The organism is Streptomyces sp. NPDC056479 (assembly GCF_042795335.1).
In the GTDB taxonomy this organism is placed as follows: Bacteria; Actinomycetota; Actinomycetes; order Streptomycetales; family Streptomycetaceae; genus Streptomyces.
Genome location: NZ_JBHTRZ010000003.1, coordinates 1,078,699 through 1,099,683 on the forward strand (window position 1 = coordinate 1,078,699; position 20,985 = coordinate 1,099,683).

At 69.9% G+C, this 20,985-nt stretch carries 15 protein-coding genes; 4 read left to right on the plus strand and 11 right to left on the minus strand.

Annotation, left to right across the window (positions count from 1 at the left end):
* Positions 1-116 precede the first annotated feature (116 nt).
* The 4 genes from ACFQ6S_RS16265 to ACFQ6S_RS16280 all read right to left on the minus strand — a co-directional run bounded on the left by ACFQ6S_RS16265 (position 117) and on the right by ACFQ6S_RS16280 (position 7,581).
* Positions 117-2,102, minus strand: a complete 1,986-nt coding sequence (locus tag ACFQ6S_RS16265; protein ID WP_383409036.1) for an ATP-dependent DNA helicase — start codon at positions 2,100-2,102, stop codon at positions 117-119.
* A gap of 512 nt (positions 2,103-2,614) precedes the next feature.
* Positions 2,615-3,436: a GNAT family N-acetyltransferase gene (locus ACFQ6S_RS16270; protein WP_383409038.1), complete on the minus strand. Its 822-nt coding sequence runs from the start codon at positions 3,434-3,436 to the stop codon at positions 2,615-2,617.
* Positions 3,437-3,474: 38 nt separating this feature from the next.
* Positions 3,475-5,556, minus strand: a complete 2,082-nt coding sequence (locus ACFQ6S_RS16275) for an IucA/IucC family protein (RefSeq protein ID WP_383409041.1) — start codon at positions 5,554-5,556, stop codon at positions 3,475-3,477.
* Positions 5,557-5,865: 309 nt separating this feature from the next.
* The gene (locus ACFQ6S_RS16280) at positions 5,866-7,581 is read right to left on the minus strand and encodes a diaminobutyrate--2-oxoglutarate transaminase family protein (protein WP_383409044.1); all 1,716 of its coding nucleotides are present in this window, start codon (positions 7,579-7,581) and stop codon (positions 5,866-5,868) included.
* Between the two features lie 618 nt (positions 7,582-8,199).
* On the opposite strand from ACFQ6S_RS16280, the gene ACFQ6S_RS16285 reads away from it, so the two are divergent.
* On the plus strand, positions 8,200-9,420 hold the full coding sequence (locus ACFQ6S_RS16285) for a trypsin-like serine peptidase (RefSeq protein ID WP_383409047.1): 1,221 nt from the start codon (positions 8,200-8,202) through the stop codon (positions 9,418-9,420).
* A gap of 216 nt (positions 9,421-9,636) precedes the next feature.
* A complete protein-coding gene (locus tag ACFQ6S_RS16290) occupies positions 9,637-10,842 on the plus strand; it encodes a trypsin-like serine peptidase (protein WP_383409050.1) in 1,206 nt (401 codons plus the stop codon).
* A 119-nt stretch (positions 10,843-10,961) separates the two neighbouring features.
* On the opposite strand, the gene hflX is transcribed toward ACFQ6S_RS16290, so the two are convergent.
* From hflX to miaA, 6 genes are all read right to left on the minus strand, one after another.
* The gene (gene hflX / locus ACFQ6S_RS16295; protein WP_383409053.1) at positions 10,962-12,455 is read right to left on the minus strand and encodes a GTPase HflX; all 1,494 of its coding nucleotides are present in this window, start codon (positions 12,453-12,455) and stop codon (positions 10,962-10,964) included.
* Between the two features lie 186 nt (positions 12,456-12,641).
* On the minus strand, positions 12,642-14,276 hold the full coding sequence (locus ACFQ6S_RS16300) for a M1 family metallopeptidase (RefSeq protein WP_383409056.1): 1,635 nt from the start codon (positions 14,274-14,276) through the stop codon (positions 12,642-12,644).
* Between the two features lie 146 nt (positions 14,277-14,422).
* The gene (locus ACFQ6S_RS16305) at positions 14,423-16,612 is read right to left on the minus strand and encodes a RelA/SpoT family protein (RefSeq protein ID WP_383409059.1); all 2,190 of its coding nucleotides are present in this window, start codon (positions 16,610-16,612) and stop codon (positions 14,423-14,425) included.
* A 298-nt stretch (positions 16,613-16,910) separates the two neighbouring features.
* On the minus strand, positions 16,911-17,780 hold the full coding sequence (gene dapF, locus ACFQ6S_RS16310; RefSeq protein ID WP_383409062.1) for a diaminopimelate epimerase: 870 nt from the start codon (positions 17,778-17,780) through the stop codon (positions 16,911-16,913).
* A 46-nt stretch (positions 17,781-17,826) separates the two neighbouring features.
* Positions 17,827-18,330, minus strand: coding sequence for a hypothetical protein (locus ACFQ6S_RS16315; protein ID WP_383409302.1), 504 nt, complete (start codon positions 18,328-18,330; stop codon positions 17,827-17,829).
* 108 nt (positions 18,331-18,438) lie between these two features.
* Complete coding sequence (gene miaA, locus ACFQ6S_RS16320) at positions 18,439-19,377, minus strand: tRNA (adenosine(37)-N6)-dimethylallyltransferase MiaA (RefSeq protein WP_383409064.1); 939 nt, start codon at positions 19,375-19,377, stop codon at positions 18,439-18,441.
* Between the two features lie 182 nt (positions 19,378-19,559).
* Here miaA and ACFQ6S_RS16325 point away from each other — a divergent pair, with 182 nt between their 5' ends.
* A complete protein-coding gene (locus tag ACFQ6S_RS16325; protein ID WP_383409067.1) occupies positions 19,560-19,835 on the plus strand; it encodes a hypothetical protein in 276 nt (91 codons plus the stop codon).
* A 24-nt stretch (positions 19,836-19,859) separates the two neighbouring features.
* Positions 19,860-20,129, plus strand: coding sequence for an antitoxin (locus ACFQ6S_RS16330; protein ID WP_383409070.1), 270 nt, complete (start codon positions 19,860-19,862; stop codon positions 20,127-20,129).
* Between the two features lie 110 nt (positions 20,130-20,239).
* Here the strand turns inward: ACFQ6S_RS16330 and ACFQ6S_RS16335 are convergent, their stop codons facing one another.
* On the minus strand, positions 20,240-20,968 hold the full coding sequence (locus tag ACFQ6S_RS16335) for a class III extradiol dioxygenase subunit B-like domain-containing protein (protein ID WP_383409072.1): 729 nt from the start codon (positions 20,966-20,968) through the stop codon (positions 20,240-20,242).
* Positions 20,969-20,985: the final 17 nt, after the last annotated feature.

Here is a 20,985-nt window from a genome sequence, read left to right on the forward strand (position 1 = left end):
GCCGGTTCCGGGGCCCTGTGCTGTCTCCGGGGCCCGCAGGGTGTAGGGGCCCCGACGTCACCGCGTCTTGGATCAGCGGTTAGCCTGTCGCGGGCACCGCGACAGGCTAACCACGATCACTGGGACTCCGCCGCCTCCGCCTGCTTCGCCACGGAGTCGATCGAGGCCAGCGACTTCCGGACTTGATTACGGTCCGTCGTGTACCAGAAGTCAGGCAGTGACGCCTTCAGATAGCTCCCGTACCGGGCCGTCGCCAGCCGCTGGTCCAGTACGGCGACCACGCCGCGATCCCCCGAGGCCCGTACGAGGCGGCCGGCGCCCTGAGCCATGAGCAGCGCGGCGTGGGTGGCGGCGACCGCCATGAAGCCGTTGCCGCCGGCGTCCTCCACCGCCTTCTGGCGAGCGCTCATCAGCGGGTCGTCCGGCCTCGGGAACGGGATCTTGTCCATGACGACCAGCTGACAACTGGGGCCGGGTACATCAACGCCCTGCCAGAGGGACAAGGTGCCGAACAGGCAGGTCTTCGGGTCGGCCGAGAAGTTCTTGATCAGCTCGCCGAGCGTCTCCTCGCCCTGGAGGAGGATCGGGAACTCCGGGATGCGGGAGCGGAGCTCCTCGGCGGCCAGCTGGGCGGCCCGCATCGAGGAGAACAGACCGAGCGTGCGGCCACCCGCCGCCTGGATCAGTTCGGTCAGCTCGTCGAGCATGTCCATGCGATCGCCGTCCCGCGCCGGGCGCGACAGGTGCTTGGCGACGTACAGGATGCCCTGCTTGCGGTACTCGAACGGCGAGCCGACATCCACGCCCTTCCACTGCGGGAGGTCGTCGCCTTCCGTGCCCTCCGGAGCAAGTCCCAGAGAGGCACCGACACCATTGAAGTCGCCGCCGAGCTTCAAGGTCGCGGAGGTCAGCGTGACGGAGCGGTCCGCGAAGAGCTTCTCCCTCAGCAGACCCGACACCGACATGGGCGCCACCCGCAAGGACGCGCCGAAGCGGTCGTGACGCTCGTACCAGACGACGTCCCACTCCGATCCGTTGGTGATCCGCTCCGCGACGTCGTGCACCGACTCGACCGACGCCAGTGCCTGCTTACGGACCGCGTCCTCGTCCTGCACGGATTTGTCACGGGTCGCGCCGATCGCGGAAATGACGGTGCGGCACGCGTCGCGCAGTGCCATGAGCGCGTAGGCGAGGTCTTCCGGGATCTCCTCCAGGCGGCCCGGCAGGGCCAGCTCCATCAGTCGTTCGAAGCCCTCGGCGGCCGTCTGGAGCTGGTCGGCGGCCTTCTCGTTGACCAGCTTCGCGGCACGGCGCACCGCGCGGTTGACCTGGCCGGGAGTGAGTTCGCCGGTCGCGACTCCGGTGACACGGGAGACCAGTTCGTGCGCCTCGTCGACGATCAGAACCTCGTGCTGCGGGAGGACCGGGGCGCCCTCGATGGCGTCGATCGCGAGCAGCGCGTGGTTGGTGACGACGACCTCCGAGAGCTTGGCTCGCTCACGGGCCATCTCGGCGAAGCATTCGGCGCCGTACGCGCACTTGGTGGCGCCGAGGCATTCCCGCGACGACACCGACACCTGAGCCCAGGCCCGGTCGGACACACCAGGCGTCAGATTGTCGCGGTCACCCGTCTCGGTCTCGTCCGACCAGTCACGCAACCTCAGCAGGTCCTGCCCCAGCTTGCTGGTGGGTGCCGCGGCCTCGAACTGGTCGAAGAGGCCCTCTTCCTCGTCCTGCGGGACGCCCTCGTGCAGACGGTGCAGACACAGGTAATTCGACCTGCCCTTGAGCATGGCGAACTCCGGGCGACGGCGCAGCAGCGGATGCAGCGCATCCACCGTGCGCGGCAGGTCCCGCTCCACGAGCTGGCGCTGAAGGGCCAGCGTGGCCGTCGCAACGACGACGCGCTCCCCGTGCGCGAGCGCGGGCACGAGATAGCCCAGCGACTTTCCGGTGCCGGTGCCGGCCTGGACCAGCAGATGAGATCCGCCATCGATCGCCTCGGCGACGGATTCGGCCATCGTCACCTGGCCGGGGCGCTCCGTGCCGCCAACGGCAGTGACGGCAGCATGCAGGAGTTCGGGGAGTGAGGGCTTCGTCATAGCCCGACCACCCTACGGCCCGGGACTGACAAACGAGCGCCCGCGGTGGGGACGGGGGACTGGATCAAGACCGGGGGTTCCTCGGGTGGGGACCGGATCTGTTCGGGTGGGTGCGGGATTGGTTCGGGTGAGGTCAGGGGCGGCTTGGAGGCGGTCGGGGTTGGATCGGTCGTGACCAAATCTGGGTTGGTCGGGGACGAGTGATCAAGGCTGGTTGGTCTGTGGCCGGATTGATTCGGGGGCGGGCTGGGACGGCGAAGCCACAGTCCGGGGCGGTCAAGGTGTGGTCGATCAAGCCAAGCCCGTGCACGGAGTGACTGGGCAATCGACCCGATCCCAGCGGAGGTCGGCTACGCCCGGGCAGACAGGCCCGGCCCCAGTGGCCAGCGACCAGCCCCAGCAGAGAGCGACTCGATACGACCGAGATCGACTCGCCTGATTTCGGTTCGCCGGGAGTGGGAACCGGATCGGCGCGAGCGGTGTACCAAAAGTGATGACACCGCGACGTGGCGTCACAGCAGATGGTGCAGGCTTCGGTCTCTGATCATGAGGGCGGCCCGCTTGGCGGGCAGCTCGATCTCGGCGGAGAAGCGGAAGCCGGCGCTCAGGAATGCGGCGATAGAAGGGGTGTTGCGAATGTCAGGTTCCGCGACGATGCGGGCGCAGGCGGGTCGCTTGTCGAGCGCGAGGTTGGCGACGGCTCGGAGAAGAGTTCCGCCGAGACCTCGCCCTCGGTCACCGGTGGTCCCGATCAGGAGATGCACTCCGATGTCATGTGGTCGAGCCGGGTAGTGGCGGGCCAGTGGGTCGAGGTCGGCCCGGTAGATCTCCCAGTAGCTCATCGGCGTGCCGTCCAACATGCCGACGCACGGAACGCTGCGTCCGTCACCGAACAGCTGGGAGAGCAGATGCTCCTCGGTCGCGTTCTCGGGTCCGGCGAGGCCCCAGAAGGCCGTGACGGTGGGGTCGTTCATCCAGCGGCTGATGATCGGAAGGTCTCGTTCGATCCGCGCGGGGACCAGGTGCAGCACTCCTGCCGATGTACTGACCGGCCCCCAGTCGACGACGCTGCCCAGCAGATCAGGAGCAACCGGGGCGACGAAGCCAGGCGCGCCCGTGTCGGCTCCCCGCCTCCAGCCCCCGCCGACACCGACGTCCTCCGCGAAGAGCGCGACAAAGTCAGCGGGCAGGCGCAGGTCCAGCGTGTCCTCAACATCTGCGCCCGCTTCGGCAGCCGAGCCGATACGACCCTCGCGAGCACCCGGGCTCGTGAGGGTGCCGAAATCGGTGGCTGGGGCGATACCTGCGTCGGCACTCGCGTCGGTGTGAGGCACGGGACGCTCCTCTCAGGAGGCGAGGTAGGTCATGTTCTTCAGGAATGAATGGGGTTGGCGATGGTGACGTAGACAGACTGGGTGTCCACGGGCCCTACGAGTTCATCGAGGCCGTGCAGTCGGGTCAGGAGGTTGGCCTTGCAGCGCAGCACGGGTGAGTCGAGCAGGTGAGCGGGCAGTGACGTGCGCAGCCGACCGGGGCCCGAGGCCACTTCGCCGAGGAAGCGGCGGAAGGCGGCAAGCAGTAGCTGTTCGTCGGCAATGCGCTGGGAGCCGAACGCCCCGATGAGACCGAGCACGTTGTTGATCACGAGGTAGTACGCGAACCGCTCGTCGGTGACCTCGTCCAGGACGAAGGAGTCGCTGTGCTTGCCGATGCCTGGCAGTCGGGTGTCCAGCCCGGCGCGCCGGGACTCACGGAAGTAGTACCCCTGGTTGTCGCGGTACCGGCCGCCCGAGGGCCAACCGTCACCGTCCAGCAGGAGCAGCGTGTTCTGCTGGTGCGCCTCCAGGGCGATACCCGCCTCGGCGTCCAGCCACAACACGGGTCGAACGACATGCTCGAGGTAGCGCAGGAACCACTCGACAGCGACTGCCCCTAGTGAGCGGCCTGTGCGGGTGGCGAGACCCGTGACCAGCTCGGCCAGGCGGGACCTCAGAGGCTCCTTGTCCGAACGAGGTCGGGTGGCAGTGAGTCCGGAGCGAGTTCGAGGGAGAGGTGAGACGAGTCCAGCTACGCAGGACACGTCGTCGGTGGGATGGAAGGGGTTGTGCCGGATCATCACGTCGAGACCGGACATAGGGGTGCCGTCCAGCCCGTCGACAGCGAGCCAGGCCGGGTCGCGCACGATGTCGAAGGTGGGGTGCGCCGCCCGCCATTGCGTGGCGAGTCCCGTGCGTAGGAGTCGGTGGACCTCCACACCGCGGTGCAGCTCCTTGCGGAGATTCTCACGGCAGGAGTTGGTGATACGCAGGCCCAGCGACAGCTTGAGCATGACCGGGGCATGGGGTCTGTGGACGGTTCGCACGGAGGAAGTGGGATGCCACGGGGCACCGTGAGCGCCGAGGTCGACAAGCAGTCCGGCGTCGAGCAGGGCCGAGGTCCCGGGGCGGTTCCGGATCTCACGCAGCTGCCAGGGATGGAGCGGAAGGGCCGCATAGCCGTCGGGCAACGGCAGGTCAGGGCCGGCAAGCCGGGCCGTGAGCTGGGGAGCGGGGACGACACGGCCGCGTTCGGTCCATGCTGAGTCGGCGGCGAGCACAGACGGAGCGACGGCCAGCCAGTGCAGGGGGAAGGAGCCACGCAACTCGGGTGAGTACAACGCTGCCTCGGTCTCGGAGAGGCCCTCGCGACTCTTCGGCGTCGGGTGGTGCGGGTGGCCGAGCACGAGTGCCTGCTCGGCCGAGAGGAAGAGGTCAGGGCTGCTGTTGGCCTGGCAGTCCCGACGCTCCTTGATGAAGGTGGCGGTTCGTCGAGTCGAGTCGGCGACGCGGGCGACGAGATCGGCGGCGTCGGACATCGCGGGGGCCGTGCGAGCTGCGGATCTCACTGGGGTCGTGGTCCCGGATACCGCGGAGGCCGGGGGTACGGCGTCAGGCGCCGGGGCCGCGGATGGAGCGGGAGCGTCGATGGTGCCGGAGGGAGGGGAGTGGGCGGCGAAGGAGGGGGTGGGATGAGAGAGCGTCTCCCGGGTGAGTAGCGCGGCGAGGGTGACGGCATCGATCAGTGGGGACTCGGCGGGGGCATCGGCCAGCTGCGGGAGGCCGAAGCGGTGCCACCCCGTCGGGGACCAGTAGTCGACCGGCGCCAGCAGGGCCGTACCGCTGGCAGGCAAGGGGATGCGGAGGATCCCCTTGCGGGGTGACGGCACGTTGGTCTCGCGTACCCAGCAGCGGAGCAGGTTTTCCACGGCGGCGGCCTGTGCTGCGGTGTGTGGGTCAGGGTGCTCCAGGAGGTCGGAGACGACCTCGTGCAAGCGCTCGACATCTGGAGGGCCTGCCTGTGCCGGCGTCCGGACCAGTACCTGCGCGCGGACTTGCTGTGGCGACGCCGGCTCCTGTGGCGCGTCCGCCTGCTGCGGCAGGTCTACCCGCTGGGGCACGTCCACTCGTCGCGGCACGTCAACTCGTCGCGGCCCGTCTTCTCGCTGCGGCGTTCCTTGCGCGGGGGTGCTGTTCAAGGCTGGTCCTCTGTGATGGTTCTGGCTCGCGCGGCGACGGCTGCCGTACTGCGACGAGGGGGACGTGGGGTTGGAGAGGGCACCGTCGGAAGGTGTGAGGAAGGGAGGTGTCAGTTGGAAGCGAGGTTGCGAGAGAGCGTGATGTGCCGCTTGGGCGTAGGCCGCCGCTCAGTTACGGCTCGGTCGGCGTACGACGATGGAAGGGAACAATTCGGGGTGCGTACCGGCGCCCCCGCAACGGCTGCTGGGCTAACCCGCCCGGTCGCCGCGGCGCCGCTGCCCTGCGTGCGGCCGGTGCAGCCGGTCGTGATCGGCGTGGCCCCGGGACACCACGTCCACCGCGTCGGCCAGTCGGTCGAGCACCGCGGCCGCCTGCTCGTCGCTGATGGTCAGGGGTGGCAAGAGCCGGACGACGCTGGAGTGACGGCCGCCGAGTTCGACGATGAGGCCACGTCGAAGGCACTCGCGTTGGATGGCGGCAGCGAGTTCAGGGGCGGCGGGACGTGGTTCCGAGCCCTGCGCCGCGGCCGCTGGCGTCCCCACCGCAGCCGCCGCAGTCCGGACTGGCACGCCCATGGGGACGGCTCCGGTCAGCCCGGTTCCGCCGACACTCCGAGCGGAACCGAGACCCACGAATCCTCCAGCTCCACCCTCAGGCCCAGCCCCAGCCCCGCCTCCAAGCCCACCGAGATCAGACGACGGTCCTGGCTCCGCGTAGCCGGCAGCTCCCCCCGTCCGGTCCAGAACGCCAAGCCCCTCGCCCCCACTCGCAGCCGCCAGGGCCACCGACCGCCCCTCGACACGATCGGGTGCGGCGCCCGGCTCCACGACCTCGACCCCGATCATCAAGCCCCTCCCCCGTACATCGCCGATGCACGCGAACTCCCCTGCGAGGCGCTGGAGTTGATCCAGCATCCGCGCGCCCAGTTCGGCTGCGCGTTCGGCGAGGCGGTTCTCGCGGACGTAGGCGAGCGTCGCCGCGCCGGCGGCCATGGCGAGTTGGTTGCCGCGGAAGGTGCCGGCGTGGGCGCCCGGTTGCCAGGCGTCGAGGTCGTCGCGGTAGACGATGACGGCCAGGGGCAGGCTGCCCCCGATGGCCTTGGAGAGGACCATCACGTCGGGCGTGACACCGCTGTGCTCGACGGCCCAGAAGGACCCGGTGCGCCCGACTCCGGTCTGGACCTCGTCGGCGATCAGGGGGATGGAGCGGTCAGCGGTGATCTGCCGCATGCGCCGCAGCCAGGTGTCCGGGGCGGGGATCACTCCACCCTCTCCCTGGACAGGTTCGAGGATCATCCCGGCGGGCTGCCGTACGCCCGACTTGGGGTCGTCGAGAACCGACTCGGTCCAGCGGGCGGCGAGTTCGGCGCCGTGTTCGCCGCCGACGCCGAAGGGGCAGCGGTAGTCCTGCGGGTAGGGCAGGCGCGCGACCCGTACGTCGAAGGCGCCCCCGGATGCTTCGAGCGCTCCGGCGGTCATGCCGTGGTAGGCACCGCTGAAGGCGAGGATTCCGGTGCGCCCGGTGGCGACCCGGACGAGCTTGAAGGCGGCCTCCACCGCGTCGGTCCCGGCCGGTCCGCAGAACTGCACGCGCGCGTTGTCCGCGAGGCCGGGTGGCAGGGTGCGGAAGAGCTCGGTGATGAAAGCGTCCTTGACGGGGGTCGCCAGGTCGAGGACATGCAGCGGGGCGCCCGAGTCGAGGACCTTGCGGATGGCCTCCAGGACCACGGGGTGGTTGTGTCCGAGGGCCAACGTCCCCGCGCCGGAGAGGCAGTCCAGGTAGCGGCTGCCGTCCGCCCCCTCGATGGTCAGCCCACGCGCACGCACCGGCACGATCGGCAGGGCACGCGCGTAGGTGCGCGCCGCCGACTCACGCGCCGACTGCCGTCGCAGGATCCCCTCGTGCACGGCGCCCGCTCCCGCCGACTCGGATGTAGCCCCGCGCACAGATTCGGTCACGGCCATGGCTCCCTGTCCTCCCGCTGTCCAGGGGCGAGCAGGTTTCTCGCATCCTCGCCCGACCCGACATACGAAGCCCCGCGAGCGTCCACTCGAAACTCCGGGGAACTGGGCACAGAGGACCGCACATCGACGTCAGGTCCCCACGGCTACCAACACCGGACCGTTCTGACGGTTACGGGTTGCTTCAAGATCCTTGCCGAGACAAAACCGTCGGCGGAGCCCTCGCGCTCCCGGTCGCAGAGTTGTCGGGCGCGCCCCGGGCCGTCCACCACGGATCCGGCCAAGGCGCGCGGCACGCCCTCACCCCGTGCCCGCCACCCGCTGCCCACCGTCCAGCGCCCGCCCGAGCGGAACCGAGCCGAGCCGGGCCACGACTCCGCACGTCCGTCGACGTCCCCGAAAACCGTGATCACCGGCACCAAATCGGCGCCGCCCCGGACAAGTTGCCAGATCAGACAGCCCGTAGCGAAACCGTTGCCGTTCCGTCGGTGCTCCCCCACAGCGAGCGCATAGTGTGTGGTGCCGTCCCAACGCGCCGTGGCCGCAGGCCGGACCCGCGAGTGACCAGCGGAAGCTCACAGCTGCGGCGCCAAGTACCGTCACTCCAGGGGGAGTCAGATCATGCGATCGATACGGCCGTCGTTCACCACCCGCCGAGGGAGGAGCGCGCGCCGCAGAACCTCCCCGCTGCCCCTGGTCGCGCTCGCCGCGGCGCTGGCCCTCACCGTCACCGCCTGCGACTCCGGCGACGCGGAGGCGGGTGGCGAGGCCACCGCGTCCGCCGCCGCCGGGGGCGAGGGCAAGCTCCAGATCCCGGATGACATCAAGGACAAGCTCAAAGAGCACGGGATCGACATCGACAAGTGGAAGGACGGCGCCTGGAAGAACTGGGACCGGGAGGACTGGCTGCGCGAGGCCAAGGACTACGTCAACCCGATCATCGAGGGACTGTGGGACCCGGACCGTATGCGCGACGCCGAGGACCCGGACCGAGGTGTCGACGACAGCGACCTCTCGGGTGACCAAGGCGTGACCGACCCGACGCCGGAGCCGGTGGACGCGCAGGCCGTGTCGCCCACGTATCACGCCAGCGTGCCCGTGGCGGGCAAGGTGCTCTTCGACTCCCCCGAAGGCACGATGGTCTGCTCGGCGACGGTCGTACAGGACCCGGCGAACCCCGGCAAGTCCAACATGGTGTGGACGGCGGGCCACTGTGTGCACGCCGGCAAGAGCGGCGGCTGGTACCGCAACATCGCGTTCGTGCCGTCGTACAACGACAAGGCCATGGACACGGCCGCGCTGGAGAGCGCGACCAAGGAGCAGGTCGCCCCGTACGGCGTCTGGTGGGCCGACTGGGTGCAGACTTCGGACCAGTGGATCGCGCAGGGCGGTCCGACGGGCGGTGACGGCGCGCCGTACGACTTCGCCGTGCTGCATGTGAAGCCGGAGGCCGGCGGCAACGGAAAGTCCCTGGAGGAGACCGTCGGTTCGGCGCTTCCGGTGGACTTCAACGCACCGGCCGTCCCCGACGTGGACAGCATGAAGGCGATCGGCTACCCGGCGGCGGCGCCGTTCGACGGTCAGAAGCTGTACCAGTGCCAGGACAAGCCTGGCCGGCTGTCGATCAATGCCTCGGACCCGACCATGTACCGCATCGGCTGCACCATGACCGGCGGTTCGTCCGGTGGCGGGTGGATCGCGACGGGCTCGGACGGCAAGCCCGCGCTCGTGTCCAACACCTCGATCGGGCCGGTGGAGTCGGGCTGGCTGGCGGGTCCGCGGCTGGGCAAGGAGGCCAAGGCGGTCTTCGACGGTATGGGAGAGAAGTTCGCGGGGCAGTGACGACCGCCGAAGCCCGGGGGTGACGGCCGCAGACGGCGGTGGGACGGTGGGGAGAAACCTTCACCGCCTCACCGCCGTTCGCTCTCAACTCCACCGGCATAGTGGGGTGTCGCGTCCGAGGGACCGCACCAGAACCTGCACGACGGCCCCTCCGCGACGAGCACTTGCCATCACGGCGCTACAGCAGCAACACGCTTCAACGGGGGTTACCGCACCATGCGTTCCACATCTACGCCCGCGGCTCCAGGCCGCAGGCGGCGCTCCGTCCTCGCCGCCACCGGACTCGCCGCCGCCCTGGCGCTGACCGCGACCGCCTGCAACGGCTCGACCGGAGACTCGGCGAGCGACCGGGCCGACGCCGCCGCATCCCAAGCCGCCGACGCCGGTGACGGCAAGATCCAGATCCCGTCCGAGATCGCGGACAAGCTCAAGGAGCACGGGGTCGACATCGACAAGTGGAAGGACGGCGCCTGGAAGGACTGGGACAAGGACAAGTGGCTCAGCGAGGCCAAGGACTTCGTCAACCCGGTCATCGAGGGGCTCTGGAAGCCTGACCGGATGCAGTCCGCGAAGGAGGCCAACAAGACGGTCACCACGCAGGACGCCTCGGCCGACCAGGGTGTGAGCGATCCGGAGCCGGCGCCTGTGGAGGCGACGGCCGAGAAGACGCCGTACCACGAGAACGCGGCCCCCGTCGGCAAGGTCTTCTTCGACACCCCCGACGGCCCGGCGGTCTGCTCCGGCACGGTCGTCAAGGACGTCAACCACCCCGGCAAGTCCAACCTCGTCTGGACGGCGGGCCACTGTGTGCACGCCGGACAGAGCGGCGGCTGGTACCGCAACATCGTCTTCGTCCCGGCCTACAACGACCTCGGCAAGTCCGAGGCACAGCTGGGCAGCGCCACATCCGCGGAGATCGCTCCCTACGGCAACTGGTGGGCCGACTGGGTCTCGACGTCGAACGAATGGATCCAGGGCGGCTCGGACACGGGCGGCGACGGCGCCGCGTACGACTACTCGGTGCTGCATGTGAAGCCGGAGGCCGGCTCGAAGTCCCTGGAGGAGACCACCGGCGCCCTGGACGTCGACTTCTCCGCCCCGTCCGCGACCGAGGTCGCCACGATGGGCGCGTGGGGCTACCCGGCGGCACCTCCGTTCAACGGCCTGCAGATGTTCAAGTGCGTCGACCGTCCGGGCCGCCTCTCGCTCAGCCCGGCGCTGCCGACGATGTACCGCATCGGCTGCACCATGACCGGCGGTTCCTCGGGCGGCGGCTGGTTCCGCGTGGTGAACGGCGACACCAAGCTGGTGTCCAACACGTCGATCGGCCCCGAGGACAACACATGGCTGGCGGGCCCGCAGCTGGGCGCGGGTGCCGAGTCGCTGTACCAGAACATGAGCAGGACGTACGGCGGCCGCTGACACAGGCGTACTGACGCATACGGAAGGCCCGCTCCCCTGAGAAAGGGAGCGGGCCTTCGGCACTTCTACGAGCGCTTCTACGACACCCGGGGCCGCTCGGGCCACCGTGCCACGACGGCTCAGGCGGTCGGCGCCGGAACGTACGGCGCGAGGTCCGCCGCCAGCTCCTCGTGCACCCGCACCTTGAGCAGCGTGCCCTCCGGGGTGTGCTCCTCGGAGATCACCTCGCCCTCGGTGTGGGCGCGGGCGACCAGCTTGCCGTGGGTGTACGGCACCAGCGCCTCGATCTCGACCGAGGGCCGCGGCAGCTCGTTGTCGATCAGTGCGAGCAACTCGTCGATGCCCCGGCCGGTGCGGGCCGAGACCGCGATGGACCGCTTCTCGATCCGCAGCAGCCGCTGAAGGGTCAGCGGGTCGGCCGCGTCGGCCTTGTTGATCACGACGATCTCGGGCACGTCGGTGGCGCCGACATCCCTGATCACCTCGCGCACGGCGGCCAGCTGCTCCTCCGGGTCCGGGTGCGAGCCGTCCACCACGTGCAGGATCAGGTCGGAGTCGCCGACCTCCTCCATGGTGGAGCGGAACGCCTCGACCAGGTGATGCGGCAGGTGCCGTACGAAACCGACGGTGTCGGCCAGGGTGTACAGCCGTCCGCCCGGGGTCTCGGCCCGGCGCACGGTCGGGTCCAGGGTCGCGAACAGGGCGTTCTCGACCAGCACGCCCGCGCCCGTGAGGCGGTTGAGCAGGGAGGACTTTCCGGCGTTGGTGTAGCCCGCGATGGCGACCGAGGGCACCTTGTTGCGTCGGCGGACCTGGCGCTGGATGTCGCGGCCGGTCTTCATCTCCGCGATCTCCCGGCGCATCTTCGCCATCTTCTCGCGGATCCGTCGCCGGTCCGTCTCGATCTTGGTCTCACCGGGACCACGGGTGGCGAGGCCGCCGCCCTTGCCGCCGCCCATCTGCCGGGACAGCGACTGACCCCAGCCGCGCAGCCTCGGCAGCATGTACTGCATCTGTGCGAGCGCGACCTGCGCCTTGCCCTCTCGGGACTTGGCGTGCTGGGCGAAGATGTCGAGGATCAGGGCCGTACGGTCGATGACCTTGACCTTGACCACGTCTTCGAGGTGGATGAGCTGGCCCGGGCTGAGCTCACCGTCGCAGATGACGGTGTCCGCGCCCGTGTCGACCACGATGTCCCGCAGCTCATGAGCCTTGCCGGAACCGATGTAGGTGGCCGCGTCGGGCTTGTCGCGGCGCTGGATCACGCCGTCGAGCACGAGCGCGCCCGCGGTCTCCGCGAGGGCGGCGAGCTCCGACAGCGAGTTCTCCGCGTCGCGCGAGGTTCCCGAGGTCCAGACACCGACGAGCACGACCCGCTCCAGGCGGAGCTGGCGGTACTCGACCTCGGTGACGTCCTCGAGCTCGGTGGAGAGGCCCACCACACGGCGCAGGGCCGCGCGGTCGGAGCGGTCGAACTGATCGCCGTCCCGCTCTCCGTCGATCTCGTGGCTCCAGGCGACGTCCTCTTCCATCAGGGCATCGGCCCGAAGACCTTCGGCATAGGTGGCCGCGAAACGCTGTGAGTCCTGGGAAAAGGAAGAAGAGGAGGTCATTGGGTCCTTACGTCTCTGGGAAATCCGCCTGTGACGACGGTGGCAGCATTCCTGGCGCCAATTCCGTGGCACCCGGAACCGCACCGTGTCACTGCTCACAACGCACGAGCACCCCGGGAGATTCCCGCGGGCCGTGCCGCGCCGACCTGAAAATGGTCGCACGGCACGGCCCGTCTCGTCATCGCCTTATTTCCGGCCCGCCTCCTTGCCCACAGGCTTCCCCGCCGGCTTCCCCGCCGACTTCCCCGCGGGCTTCCCCGCCGACTTCCCTACCTGCTTCCCGGCCGCCGGCTTGCCGACCTTCTTGACCATCGACTTGCCGACCTTCTTGACCGCCTTCTCGGGGTCCACGGACCTCCACTCCGGCTGGCCTGGCATCGGCGGGGTCTTCTCGCCGTACAGCCAGGGCTGCAGGAACCCGTCGAGGTCACGTCCGGCGACCTCCTCCGCCAGCGCGACGAAGTCAGCCGTCGAAGCCGCCTCGTCCCGATGACGGCTCACCCAGAGCCGCTCCAGACGCTCGAAGGCCGGTCGGCCGATCTCCTCACGCAGGGCGTACAGAACCAGGGCCGCACCGTCGTAGACGTTGGGCCGGAAGATCCCGGTCTTCTTGCCCGCCGTGGGCGCCTTGGGTGCCGCAGGCGGTCCGCCGGCCGCACGCCAACGATCGGAGGCGGCATACGCGGCCTTCATCCGCGCCTCCAGCGGCCGCTCCGCCTTCTCCGCCGCGTACAGAGCCTCGTACCAGGTGGCGTGCCCCTCGCTGAGCCACAGGTCGGACCAGGTGCGCGGGCTGACGCTGTCGCCGAACCACTGATGCGCCAGCTCATGCACCATGATCGCCTCGACGTACCACTTCGGGAACGCGGCCTGGGTGAAGAGCTCCCTCTCGAACAGCGAGAGCGTCTGCGTCTCGAGCTCGAACCCGGTGGAGGCATGGGCCATGAGCAGGCCATAGGTCTCGAACGGATACCGTCCGACCTTGCCCTCCATCCAGGCGATGTGGCCGGGCGTCTTCTTCAGCCACGGCTCGAGGCGCTCACGGTCCGCGGCGGGTACGACGTCCCGCACGGGCAGTCCGTGCGGCCCGCTGCGGTGCACCACCTTGGAGCGGCCGATGGACACCTGGGCGAGCTCGGTGGCCATGGGATGCCGTGTCCGGTACGTCCAGGTCGTCGAGCCTCCCGCGCGGTCCACATCCGTGGGGAGACCGTTGGCGACGGCGGTGTAGCCGTTGGGCGCGGTGACCCGGATGGTGAACAGCGCCTTGTCGGACGGGTGGTCGTTGCACGGGAACACCACATGCGCGGCATCGGCCTGATTGGCCATGGCAAGCCCGTCCGCGGTCCGCACCCAACCGCCCTCCCGCTTCTCCCCGTAGACGGGATCACTGGTGTGCCGCACGGTGATCCGCATCCAACTGCCGTCGGGCACCGGCTCCGAGGGCGTCACCACGAGGTCCTCACCCACGCTGCGGAACGAAGCGGCCTCCCCGTCGACCTTGACGGACTCCACCTTGCCGTGCGCGAAGTCGAGGTTGACCTGCTCCAGATCCTCGGTCGTCCAGGCGTCGATGGTGGTTTCGGCCTGCAGGGGCTTGCTGTTGCTGCCGGGATAGGTGAAGGACAGATCGTACGAGCCCACGTCGTACCCGGGGTTTCCCAGGTGCGGGTAGAGATGGTCGCCGATGCCCAGGGGCGTGGCGGGAGCACTGGCGGCGAGGAGACAGACGGAGACGGCGGTGGCCAGCACCGCGGGCGCCTTGAGGCGCCGACGAGGACGACGAGCGCGCTGAGCCTCGTTGCGGGGGGTGAGCAGCATGAACCAGGGCTATCAGCGCACAAGCGGAAGACGTCGACGACGCGCGCCCGGCCCACCCGAACGGGTACGTCAGGCGGGTGCAGGTCACGACGCCACAGTCGCGTACGGCGAGCAGGCGTACGGCTCACAGGGGCCGTTGGCCCTGCCTACCCCCCCGGCGTCTGAGTCTGAGCCCGACTCACGTCATACACACCCGCGACATTCCGCATCGCCCGCATCAGCCCCGGCAGCAACGCCGCATCCGGCAGCTGAACCGTGTACGTGTGACGCACCCGCTGCTGCGTCGGAGGCTCCACCGTCGCCGACACGATCTCCGCCCCCTCCAGCGCCATCGCCTCCGTGAGGTCGGCCAATAGGTGCGGGCGAACGAACGATTCGGCGACCAACGTGACCCGGCACTCCGCGGTGTCCCCCCAGCGCACATCGACCTCCGCGCGCCCCACACCCTTCATACGCGCCACCGCAGCGCACTCGACTCGATGAACGGTCACCACTCCCCCACGCACGGAGAACCCGGTGACCTCGTCGGGCGGCACAGGAGTGCAGCACCCGGCGAGCCGCACAGCCGCACCCGGCCGGTCGACCAGCACATTGCCGGTCCGGAGACGACCGACCGCCCCTTCGCCGGCCACCCGCGCTCCCGCCGACTCCGCGGCAGCCGGCGGCGCAACGGCCTCGTCCGCCGCGCCCCGGAAGGCCACCGCGGTCTCCTTGCCGTCCGAGCCCCCCTGCGAGGGATGCGCGGCCAGCCATCGCTGGATGGCGATCCGAGCGGCGGGCGTATGGGCATGCTCCAGCCACTCCCTGGAGGGCTCGGATGCCGGATCCTGCCCCATCAGCAGCTGAACGGTGTCGCCGTCCCGCAGCACCGTGCTGAGCGTCGCCAGACGCCCGTTGACCCGCGCTCCCATGCACGCGTGCGCGTCCTCGCCGTACTGCGCGTACGCGGCGTCCACACAGGTCGCGCCCTCGGGCAGCCCCAGCGTGCCGCCGTCGGGCCGGAACACGGTGATCTCACGGTCCTGCGCGAGGTCCTCACGCAGCGTGGACCAGAAGGTGTCCGGGTCAGGGGCCGCCTCCTGCCAGTCCAGGAGCCGTGACAGCCACCCGGGCCGCGTGGGATCGACGCGCTCACCGTCACTCGAAGCGGACTGGTCCTCCGACGGGGGCGCGTACGGATTGCCGAGCGCGACGACGCCGGCCTCGGCGACCTTGTGCATCTGGTGCGTACGGATGAGTACTTCGACGACCTGCCTGTCTTTCCGCGCGACGGCGGTGTGCAGCGACTGGTACAGGTTGAACTTGGGAACCGCGATGAAGTCCTTGAACTCCGAGACCACGGGCGTCATACAGGTGTGCAGCTCACCCAGGACGCCGTAACAGTCGGCATCTTCGTTCACCAGCACCAGCAACCGCCCGAAGTCGGCGCCCCGCAGCCGTCCGCGCTTGCGGGACACCCGGTGCACGGACACGAAGTGCCGTGGCCGGATGAGGACTTCGGCCTGGATGTCGGCCTCGCGCAGCACGCCGCGCATCTCGTCGGCCATCTCCGCGAGCGGATCGTCCCCGCGGGAGGCGTTCTCGACGATCAACTCCCGTGTGTGCTCGTACTCCTCGGGGTGCAGGATCGCGAAGACCAGGTCTTCCAGCTCGGTCTTGAGCGCCTGGACCCCGAGCCGCTCGGCGAGCGGAATGAGAACGTCGCGGGTCACCTTGGCGATCCGGGCCTGTTTCTCGGGACGCATCACGCCAAGGGTGCGCATGTTGTGCAGCCGGTCGGCGAGTTTGATCGACATCACACGGACGTCGTTGCCGGTGGCGACGAGCATCTTGCGGAAGGTCTCGGGCTCGGCGGCGGCGCCGTAGTCCACCTTCTCCAGCTTGGTCACGCCGTCGACCAGGAACCGGACCTCCGCGCCGAACTCCTCACCGACCTGGTCGAGCGTCACATCGGTGTCCTCGACGGTGTCGTGGAGCAGGGAGGACGTCAGGGTCGTGGTCTCGGCGCCCAGTTCGGCGAGGATCAGGGTCACCGCGAGCGGATGTGTGATGTACGGCTCGCCGCTCTTGCGCATCTGGCCGCGGTGCGAGGACTCGGCCAGCACGTAGGCGCGGCGCAGCAATTCGAGGTCCGCGTCGGGATGGTGGGCCCGGTGGGCGTCGACCACATGGCTGATCGCGTCGGGCAACCGGTCGCGTGAGGCCGAGCCGAGCAGCGCCGCCCGGCCGAGGCGGCGCAGGTCGATGCGTGCGCGGGCCTTCCTGCGCGGCACGACAGGCGGCACAGCGCCTGCTACCGGGCCTGGCATCGCGGAATTCGTGGCCTCCGCACTCATGGGCACCTCCGGCTGCGTGGACCGGCGGACGGGGTACCCCATGGCGAACACGGCTCAGGGGATGGCGGCTTGTCCCCCGTCCGGGCCGGTGCTTGATGCTACCGAGCCCATCACGTGCTACTGACCGCCTCTCGCCGAGCGTGAAACGGATCACCCATTCGAGCGAGGGTTTGCAGGTTTACGGTTTTGCGCCATACGGCCAGCCGCAGTTCGCTCTTTCGAACGTTCCGGGGGCGTAGGAGCCCCAGGTCCCACCCCGCGAACGACGCAACGCTCCACTTCTCAAGCCACGGAAGGCTCAGCGAGCGAACGTTTCCAGCCACTCCGCATCGATCTCACCCTCGGCCACGATGACCGCGGGACCGGTCATCTCGATCTCGCCGTCGGGCCGCTCGGTGATCACGAGGGTGCCGCCGGGCACATCGACGGTGTACGTCGCGGGGGCACCGGTCACCGTCGGGTCGGCGCCGTCCCTGCGCGCGGCGGCCACGGCGACGGCGCACGCGCCCGTGCCGCACGACCGGGTCTCGCCGGCACCGCGCTCGTGCACGCGCAGCGCGACATGGCGGGGTCCGCGATCGACCACGAACTCGACGTTGACCCCCTCCGGATAGGCCGAGGCCGGGCTGAACGGCGGCGGGGAGTACAGGTCGCCGGCTTGCGCGAGGTCGTCCACGAAGGCGACCGCGTGCGGGTTGCCCATGTTCACGTTCCGGGCGGGCCAGCTGTGCTCGCCGACGCTCACCGTGACGTCGCCTTCGGGGAGGCGGGCCTTGCCCATGCCGACGGTGATGTCACCGTCCTTGTCGATGTGCACGGTCTTCACGCCGCCGCGCGTGGCGACGGCGAGGTCGCCCTCGCCCACATGCCCGGCGCGCTGGAGGTAGCGGGCGAAGACGCGCACGCCGTTGCCGCACATCTCCGCGATCGATCCGTCGCCGTTGCGGTAGTCCATGAACCACTCGGCCTCGGCGGCCATGCCCTTGGCCTCGGGGTGCGCAGCGGACCGCACGACATGCAGCAGACCGTCACCGCCGATGCCCGCGCGACGGTCGCACAGGGCGGCGACGGCGGCCGGGGGCAGGTCGATGACGTTCTCCGGGTCCGGGACGATCACGAAGTCGTTCTCGGTGCCGTGACCCTTGAGGAAGGCGATCCGCGTGCTCATTCCTCGATCGTACGGTGCCGCTACGACAGAGCCGAAAAAGCAGCTCTCACCGCAGGCGAGCCACTCTCCACACGGCCAGCACGACGATCGCGGCGACGACCAGGACGTACGCCAGCACGACCCGCCAGTCCGGGCTGCGCCCAGAGCCCCGCTGGGGCAGTCCGGGCCACGTGTAACCGACGCGGCGGGCGGCCATCATGCCCCAGCCGGCCGCACAGGAGCAGATCAGGAGCCCCAGCATGGCGATCACTGCCCCGCTGTCGCCGAAGTCGAAGGCCAGCGGGAAGGCGAACATCAGAGAGCCGACGGCAGCCAGGCCCACGATGGGCGCGAGCTGCCAGATGCGCAGCCGGCGCTGCGGGCGCAGCTCGACCTCGACCTCCGGGCCGCTCGCGTACATCTCCTCGGGCTCGGGGCCGTCGTCGGTGACGCCGACCTCGGTCTCGTCGAGCCCGTCGGGGATCGGACGGTCGCCGTCCGGCTCCCGCTCACCCGTGTCAGCGGTGAGGTTCTCGGTGCCTTGTGCGGTGTCGCGAGGGCCGGCCTCCATCGCCACGCGCCCTCCCAACTCGGACTCCACTTGGTCGATCGAAGCTCGATGATGGCATGGCGCCGGAGGCCGGGATGACGGCCGGAGCGTCCCGATGCCATCACGTGATCAGGCTGTAACCGGTCGTTCGACCAACGCCAGTGCGAGATGCGGAAGTTCTGTGAGATCTGCCGCAGCCCCACTGAGCCAGTGCACCCGCGGATCGCGCCTGAACCATGAATCCTGGCGGCGCGCGAAGCGTTTGGTGGCACGTACGGTCTCGGTCCGCGCCTCGTCGAGAGTGCACTCCCCGGCGAGCGCCGCGAGCACCTGCTGGTAGCCGAGCGCACGCGAGGCCGTACGCCCCTCGCGCAACCCCTGCGCCTCCAGCATGCGCACCTCGTCCACGAGCCCGGCGTCCCACATCCGGTCCACTCGGCGTGCGATGCGCTCGTCCAGCTCGGGGCGGGCCACGTCGACGCCGATCTGGACGGTGTCGTAGACCGAGTCGTGGCCGGGGAGGTTGGCGGTGAAGGGCTGGCCGGTGATCTCGATCACCTCAAGGGCCCGGACGATACGGCGGCCGTTGCTGGGCAGGATCGCCTGCCCGGCCTCGGGGTCGGCGGCGGCCAGACGGGCGTGCAGCGCCCCGGAGCCGCGCAGCGCCAGTTCCTCCTCGAGCCGTGCCCTGACCTCGGGGTCGGTGCCGGGGAACTCCAGGTTGTCGACGGCTCCGCGGATGTACAGCCCCGAGCCGCCGACGAGGATCGGCCAGCGCCCCTCGGCGAGCAGCGCGTCGATCCGCTCGCGCGCGAGCCGCTGGTATTCGGCGACGGACGCGGTGACCGTCACGTCCCAGATGTCCAGCAGGTGGTGCGGAACGCCCGCGCGCTCCTCGGGCGTCAGCTTGGCGGTGCCGATGTCCATCCCTCGGTAGAGCTGCATGGAGTCGGCGTTGACGACCTCGCCCCCGAGTTGCCGGGCCAGGAAAACGCCCAGATCGGACTTTCCGGCCGCGGTGGGTCCGACAACGGCAATGACACGGGGGGCGGGGGGTGCGCTGCTCACCGCCCCAGTCTCGCAAACCTCACGGGGCGGACTCGAACGAGTTACGTGACGGCACACCCGCGAGGTCGTTGCCTGTTGCGAGGTTTCCGCCGCCGGTTTCGCGGAGGCGGCGACCCGGGGGCGCAAACGGACGCACCGGACGACGCGGGATTTCGCCCGCACGAGTAACGTATGGAGTGGATATGGGCGTTTTCGCACGGATTTTCCGGAGGTCGAAGACTACGGAGGCGGCGTCAACTGCCGAGGTCCAGGCCGACACACCAACGGCCGAGCCCGCGGCGGAGGAGTCGGCAGAGGCCAAGGGCGCGGCCGAGACCAAGGCCGAGGACGCGGCCCAGCCGGCCGCGGCGGAGTCGGTCGAGGCCGACGGCGACGGCGACGACGGAGTCGAGATCCCCAAGCAGCAGTCTGCCGACGAGGCGGCCGACAGCGAGGCCGGTGAGGGCGCCCGCACGTAACTGCCCCGCGCGGGAAGGTGAACGATGGGTCTGAAGGACAATTTGAAAGCCAAACTCGCCCCGGCCAAGGACAAGGTCTCCGACTTCGCGCAGCGGCACGAGGACAAGGTGCACCACGGCCTCGACAAGGCCGCTAAGGCCGTCGACGAGAGAACCAAGGGCAAGTACAGCGAGAAGATCCACACAGGCACCGGCAAGGCCAAGGGTGCCATGGAGCGAATCGCTCACAAGGGCGACGACCCGGCGACCGGCGGCAGCACACCGCCGCCGGACTCACCCCCGCCGACCACCTGAAACGGCAATCGACGGACGGCCGCGGAGCTTGACGGCTCCCGGCCGTCCGCCGTTTCGGCAGTGGTTCTTGCAGGCTCTTTCCGGCGCTGCCCCGCCCCTTGCGGCCTGTTCTACGACCAGGTCGCGACCAGGTAGCCCACCCCGTACGGCGCGTCCTCGTACAGCAGGGCGCCCGACAGGGCCGCATCCTCGGCGGCGCCGGCGAGGACCTGCCACGGAGCCCGCCCCGAGGCCTTCAGCTCGTGCGCCAGCTCGGTGTCCAGCGCCTTGAGGGCGGCCACGTCCGCCTCACCCAGCGCACGCGCGACGGACGCGTCGAAAGGCGCCGCGCGCTCGTCGAGGTAGCCGGGAGCCTTGAGCGTGCGGCAGGCGCTGGCGTCGCCCATCACCAGCAGCGCCACCCGCTCGGCCCGGGTCGCGACTTCTCTTCCGATCTCAATACACCGCTTTGGGGTCAGAGGTTCCCCCACCGCGAGTCCCTCGATCGGGGCGTCCGCCCAACCGGTCCGCTCCAGCAGCCATGCGGCGACGGCGAGCGAGGTCGGGAGTGGACGTTGCGAGGGCGCGGAGGCGTCGGTGCCGGTCTCGGCCCGCCCCAGCCGTACGTCGATGTCCACACCGAAGCCGCGGAAGGAACCCCGCGCGCCCTCTGCGTACGCCCCGTGCTCGCCCTCCTCGCCGGGCGCGACGACCACGAGCCGGTCCGGCCGGGCCGCCGCGAGCAGGCCCAGCCCGTCCGTGCAGGCGGCACGCGCGGGGGCCAGCTCGGGGGCGGCACCGGCGGCGACGTCGGGCACGAGGAGCGGCGGGCAAGGGCAGACTGCGGCGGCGACGAGCATGATCGGCAGCGTAACGC

Bases quoted from the DNA above. Each gene is read 5' to 3' on its own strand.
- ACFQ6S_RS16265 (WP_383409036.1), bottom strand. From the start codon at position 2,102: ATGACGAAGCCCTCACTCCCCGAACTCCTGCATGCTGCCGTCACTGCC.
- ACFQ6S_RS16330 (WP_383409070.1), top strand. From the start codon at position 19,860: ATGGGTCTGAAGGACAATTTGAAAGCCAAACTCGCCCCGGCCAAGGAC.
- ACFQ6S_RS16325 (WP_383409067.1), top strand. From the start codon at position 19,560: ATGGGCGTTTTCGCACGGATTTTCCGGAGGTCGAAGACTACGGAGGCG.
- hflX (WP_383409053.1), bottom strand. From the start codon at position 12,455: ATGACCTCCTCTTCTTCCTTTTCCCAGGACTCACAGCGTTTCGCGGCC.
- ACFQ6S_RS16285 (WP_383409047.1), top strand. From the start codon at position 8,200: ATGCGATCGATACGGCCGTCGTTCACCACCCGCCGAGGGAGGAGCGCG.
- ACFQ6S_RS16335 (WP_383409072.1), bottom strand. From the start codon at position 20,968: ATGCTCGTCGCCGCCGCAGTCTGCCCTTGCCCGCCGCTCCTCGTGCCC.
- ACFQ6S_RS16305 (WP_383409059.1), bottom strand. From the start codon at position 16,612: ATGAGTGCGGAGGCCACGAATTCCGCGATGCCAGGCCCGGTAGCAGGC.
- ACFQ6S_RS16290 (WP_383409050.1), top strand. From the start codon at position 9,637: ATGCGTTCCACATCTACGCCCGCGGCTCCAGGCCGCAGGCGGCGCTCC.
- ACFQ6S_RS16315 (WP_383409302.1), bottom strand. From the start codon at position 18,330: ATGGAGGCCGGCCCTCGCGACACCGCACAAGGCACCGAGAACCTCACC.
- dapF (WP_383409062.1), bottom strand. From the start codon at position 17,780: ATGAGCACGCGGATCGCCTTCCTCAAGGGTCACGGCACCGAGAACGAC.
- ACFQ6S_RS16300 (WP_383409056.1), bottom strand. From the start codon at position 14,276: ATGCTGCTCACCCCCCGCAACGAGGCTCAGCGCGCTCGTCGTCCTCGT.
- ACFQ6S_RS16280 (WP_383409044.1), bottom strand. From the start codon at position 7,581: ATGGCCGTGACCGAATCTGTGCGCGGGGCTACATCCGAGTCGGCGGGA.